This window comes from Micromonospora sp. NPDC005324, assembly GCF_040607155.1.
Lineage (GTDB): Bacteria > Actinomycetota > Actinomycetes > Mycobacteriales > Micromonosporaceae > Micromonospora > Micromonospora trifolii.
In genome coordinates this window covers 1-4,742 of sequence record NZ_JBEXGE010000097.1, presented here as the reverse complement: position 1 = coordinate 4,742, position 4,742 = coordinate 1, and the positions used below count along the sequence as shown (strand labels likewise).

Below are 4,742 nucleotides of genomic sequence, written 5' to 3'. Positions count from 1 at the left end.
CCGGGGTCCGCCGCCCGGGGTCCGCCGCCCGGGGTCCGCCGCCCGGGGTCCGCCGCCCGGGGTCCGCCGCCCGGGGTCCGCCGCCCGGGGTCCGCCGCCCGGGGTCCGCTGCGCCAGGCAGCCGGCGGGCATCCTGATGAGCCTGATGACTGTGAGTCATCTCGATGATTCACAGTCATCAGGCTCATCAGGGAAACAGCCCCGAGGCCCAGCCGCGCCGAGCCAAGGCGCCGGCACGCCGCGAGAGTGACAGTGGGCTGGACATGGCGACGGGCGCCGCTCCCGGTGTCCCGGGGGCGGCGCCCGTCGTACTGCTGAGCGTGAGCGTCAGTGCCGGTCGACGTCGCTCGCGGTGTCCTCGCGGTAGCTGGCCCCGCCGTCCGACTCGCTGGTGAGCGGCTTGGCGCCACCCTCCGGCGGGCCGGCCAGGCTCTGGCCACCGGCCGCCAACTCCGGGAACTTCATGTCGAACGCCGGCCGCTCGGAGCGGATCCGCGGCATCCGGTCGAAGTTGCGCAGCGGCGGCGGGCTGCTGGTCGCCCACTCGAGCGAGTTGCCGTGACCCCAGGGGTCGTTCACCTCGACCACCGGGCCGGTCTTGTACGACTTCCAGCAGTTGTAGATGAACGGCAGCGTGGAGATACCGGTGATGAACGCGCCGATCGTGGAGATCGTGTTCAGCGTGGTGAAACCGTCGCTGGGCAGGTAGTCGGCGTACCGGCGGGGCATGCCCTCGTTACCGAGCCAGTGCTGCACCAGGAACGTGGTGTGGAAGCCGATCATGGTGAGCCAGAAGTGCACCTTGCCCAGGCGCTCGTCGAGCATCCGGCCGAACATCTTCGGGAACCAGAAGTAGATGCCCGCGAAGACCGCGAACACGATGGTGCCGAAGAGGACGTAGTGGAAGTGCGCCACCACGAAGTACGAGTCCGACACGTGGAAGTCGATCGGCGGGCTGGCCAGCAGCACACCGGTGAGACCACCGAAGAGGAAGGTGACCAGGAAGCCGACAGCCCAGAGCATGGGCGTCTCGAAGCTGATCTGGCCCCGCCACATGGTGCCGATCCAGTTGAAGAACTTCATACCGGTCGGCACGGCGATCAGGTAGCTCAGGAAGCTGAAGAACGGCAGCAGCACCTGGCCGGTGGCGAACATGTGGTGCGCCCAGACGCTCATGGAGAGCGCGGCGATCGCGACGGTCGCGGCGACCAGACCCTTGTAGCCGAAGATCGGCTTACGGGAGAAGACCGGGATGACCTCGCTGATGATGCCGAAGAACGGCAACGCCACGATGTAGACCTCGGGGTGCCCGAAGAACCAGAACAAGTGCTGCCAGAGCATCGGCCCACCGGTTGCCGGGTCGTACACGTGCGCGCCGAGGATGCGGTCCGCGGCGAGCGCGAAGAGCGCGGCGGCCAGCAGCGGGAAGACCAGGATCACCAGGAGGCTGGTGACCAGGATGTTCCACGTGAAGATCGGCATCCGGAACATGGTCATGCCGGGCGCGCGCAGGGTCAGCACCGTGGTGATCATGTTCACGGCGCCGAGGATGGTGCCCAGGCCGGAGATGGCCAGACCCATGATCCACATGTTGGCGCCGACGCCCGGCGAGTGCTCGACGCTGCTCAGCGGCGCGTACGCGAACCAGCCGAAGTCAGCGGCGCCACCCGGGGTGAGGAATCCGGCGGTCGCCATCGTGCCGCCGAACAGGTACAGCCAGTAGGCGAAGCTGTTCAGTCGGGGGAAGGAGACGTCGGGCGCGCCGATCTGGATCGGCACGATGTAGTTCGCGAACGCGAACACGATCGGCGTCGCGAAGAACAGCAACATGATCGTGCCGTGCATGGTGAAGAGCTGGTTGTACTGCTCCGGCGACAGGAACTGCAGCCCTGGTCGGGCCAGCTCAGCCCGCATGATCAGGGCCATCACGCCACCGATCATGAAGAACACGAACGCGGTGATCATGTACATGATCCCGATTTGCTTCGCGTCCGTGGTTCGCAGCAGCCGCGCGATGGCCGACCCCTTGACCGGCTCCCGGACCGGCCAGGGCCGGGTCACGACCGGCTTGGGTGCGACGGTGGTCACGAGTGGCCTCCGGTTCTCGGTTGTCCCGCTCGGCACACGCTGGTTATCGGCGGGCCGTCATCCGCAAGGAGGATAGTCCCCGGCAGGTCGCAGCGCCGCGTGGGGTGGCGTGACACGATCTACTACGGGCCTACAGCGGGCCGAGCAGGAGCCGGTAGTGCTCCCCGAAGATTCGGTCGCCGCGCCCGCGCAACAGCGGGTCGCGCAGCGCTGGCGGCACGTCCCTGGTCCGGTTGCGGTCCCGGGTCCGGTCCCGCACCCATCGGGTACGCGGACGGCGACGACTTTCGTACGCCACGAGGGCCGCCTCCACGCTGTTGGCGGCGCGCAGCGACTCGGCCAGCACCACGGCGTCCTCCAACGCCATGGCCGCACCCTGCGACAGCGTCGGCGCGGTGGCGTGCGCGGCGTCGCCGACCAGCAGGACACGCCCCCGGTACCAGCGGCCCAACTCCACCTCGTCGGTGATCCCGACGTGCACCTCGTCGAGGGCCGCCAGCACCTCGGGGACCGGGCCGCGGTAGTCGGCGAAGAGGTCCCGCAGCCGGGCCAGCGGGTCGGCGGGTTCCTCGGTGCCGGCCTCGTCGGCGTAGAGGTGCAGCCGCCCGGCACCGATCGGCACCATCAGGAACCCGGAGCGCTGGCCGAGCAGTGCGGTCCACTCGGTGACCGGCGGGCCGTCGCGCAGGACGGCCCGGTAGACCACCTGCCCGACCGGGCGCGGCGCCCCACCGAGCGCCGCCAGCGCACGGACCGAGGATCGTGGCCCGTCGGCGCCGATGACCAGGTCGTACTCCGTGGTGGTGCCGTCGGTGAAGGTGACGCCGACCGCGCCCGGGAGCAGGTCCAGGGTGCGGACCTCGGCGCCGTGCCGGACGGCGCCGCCGGCACCGCTGAGCAGCACCCGGTGCAGGTCGGCCCGGGGTAGCGCACGGCACTCGCCGACGCCGGCCCAGAGGGCGTCGAGGTCGACCTCGCAGAGGTGCGCGCCCGCGGCGTCGAAGAACCGCTGCCGGCGGATGACCTGCCCGATCGGCCGGACCGGGTCGTGCAGGTCGAGCCGGTGCAGCGCGCGGGCGGCGTTGCCGGGCAGGTAGAGACCGGTCTCGGTGGACTCCCCCGGTGGCAACTTGTCGGTGACGTCGGGCCGGAAACCCGCCAGGCGCAGCGCTCGGGCTACGGCCAGGCCAGCGATGCCCGCGCCGACGACGAGGATGCGCAGGGGGGAGCCACCCATGGTGGTGTACGCCTCCGGAGGGGGAACGGCACGCGTTGGAGGCAACACGCTACTCGGAGCGATCGGCGCACACCAGGCCCAATCGGCCCGCCCTAACCACCAGTTCAATAGGCACGGTTGCGCGAGAGTTTCAGACATGTAAATGTGTCGTTGAGCGTGGGAGCGCTCCCGCACCGCCCCACCACATCCGGCGCCCAGCACGCGCCGAGTCAAGGAGTGTCATGAAACGTCAACTTCGGGCCCTGGCCGCCGCCGGGCTGCTACTCACCAGCACACTCGTCGCAGTGGCCCTCGGCGGCAACGCCTCGGCCGACACCCTGATCTGCGAGCAGTACGGCTCGACCACCATTCAGGGCCGCTACGTGGTGCAGAACAACCGCTGGGGCACCACCGCCCAGCAGTGCATCAACGTCACCAGCAGCGGCTTCGAGATCACCACCCAGAACGGCAGCAGCCCCACCAACGGGGCGCCCACCGCGTACCCCTCGGTGTTCTTCGGTTGTCACTACACCAACTGCTCCCCCGGCACGAACCTGCCGATCCAGGTGAGCCAGATCAGCAGCGCCACCAGCAGCATCTCCTACCGCTACGTCAGCGGCGCCACCTACAACGCGTCGTACGACATCTGGCTGGACCCGTCGCCCAAGCGGGACGGGGTGAACCAGATGGAGATCATGATCTGGCTCAACCGACAGGGGTCGATCCAGCCCATCGGCTCGGTCGTCGGCACCACGAACCTGGCCGGCCGCACCTGGGAGGTCTGGCGGGGCAGCAACGGCTCCAACAACGTCATCTCCTACGTCGCGTCGTCGGCGATCTCCAGCCTCAACTTCAGCGTGCTGGACTTCATCAACGACACCCGCAACCGGGGCGCGATCACCAACTCCTGGTACCTGACCAGCATCCAGGCTGGTTTCGAGCCGTGGCAGGGCGGTGTCGGCCTCGCGGTGACCTCGTTCTCGGCGAACGTCAACGGTGGCGGCAACCCCACCACCCCGCCGCCGACGACCCCGCCGCCGGGCGGTGGCGCGAGCTGCGCGGTGAAGTACACGGCGAACTCGTGGAACAACGGCTTCACGGCCGACGTGCAGATCACCAACACCGGGTCCAGCGCGCTCAACGGGTGGACGCTGACCTACGGCCTGCCCGGGGGGCAGACGGTCACCAACGCCTGGAACGCCACTGTGAGCCAGAGCGGGTCGACGGTGACCGCCCGCAACGTCGGCCACAACGGGTCGGTCGCACCCGGGGGCACGGCCAGCTTCGGCTACCAGGGCACCCTGAGCGGGTCGTACTCGTCGCCGACCTCCCGGCCCTCACCGGCCTGGAGGAGGAGTGGCGTTTCACCCCGCTCAAGCGCCTCCGCGGCCTGATCACAGAGGTGTCGGACCGCGCCGGTCGCGGCCGACGCCTCTGT

General features: G+C 69.4%; 2 protein-coding genes and 1 pseudogene. 1 reads left to right on the top strand and 2 read right to left on the bottom strand.

The window, feature by feature from the left end:
* Window positions 1-327: 327 nt before the first annotated feature.
* Together ctaD and ABZS40_RS36270 are read right to left on the bottom strand one after the other, a co-directional pair.
* Complete coding sequence (gene ctaD, locus ABZS40_RS36275) at window positions 328-2,088, bottom strand: cytochrome c oxidase subunit I (RefSeq protein WP_354949227.1); 1,761 nt, start codon at window positions 2,086-2,088, stop codon at window positions 328-330.
* Window positions 2,089-2,218: 130 nt separating this feature from the next.
* On the bottom strand, window positions 2,219-3,325 hold the full coding sequence (locus tag ABZS40_RS36270) for an FAD-dependent monooxygenase (protein WP_354949225.1): 1,107 nt from the start codon (window positions 3,323-3,325) through the stop codon (window positions 2,219-2,221).
* Between the two features lie 221 nt (window positions 3,326-3,546).
* Here ABZS40_RS36270 and ABZS40_RS36265 point away from each other — a divergent pair.
* Window positions 3,547-4,635: pseudogene (locus tag ABZS40_RS36265) on the top strand (cellulose binding domain-containing protein); the annotation flags it as partial.
* Window positions 4,636-4,742: the final 107 nt, after the last annotated feature.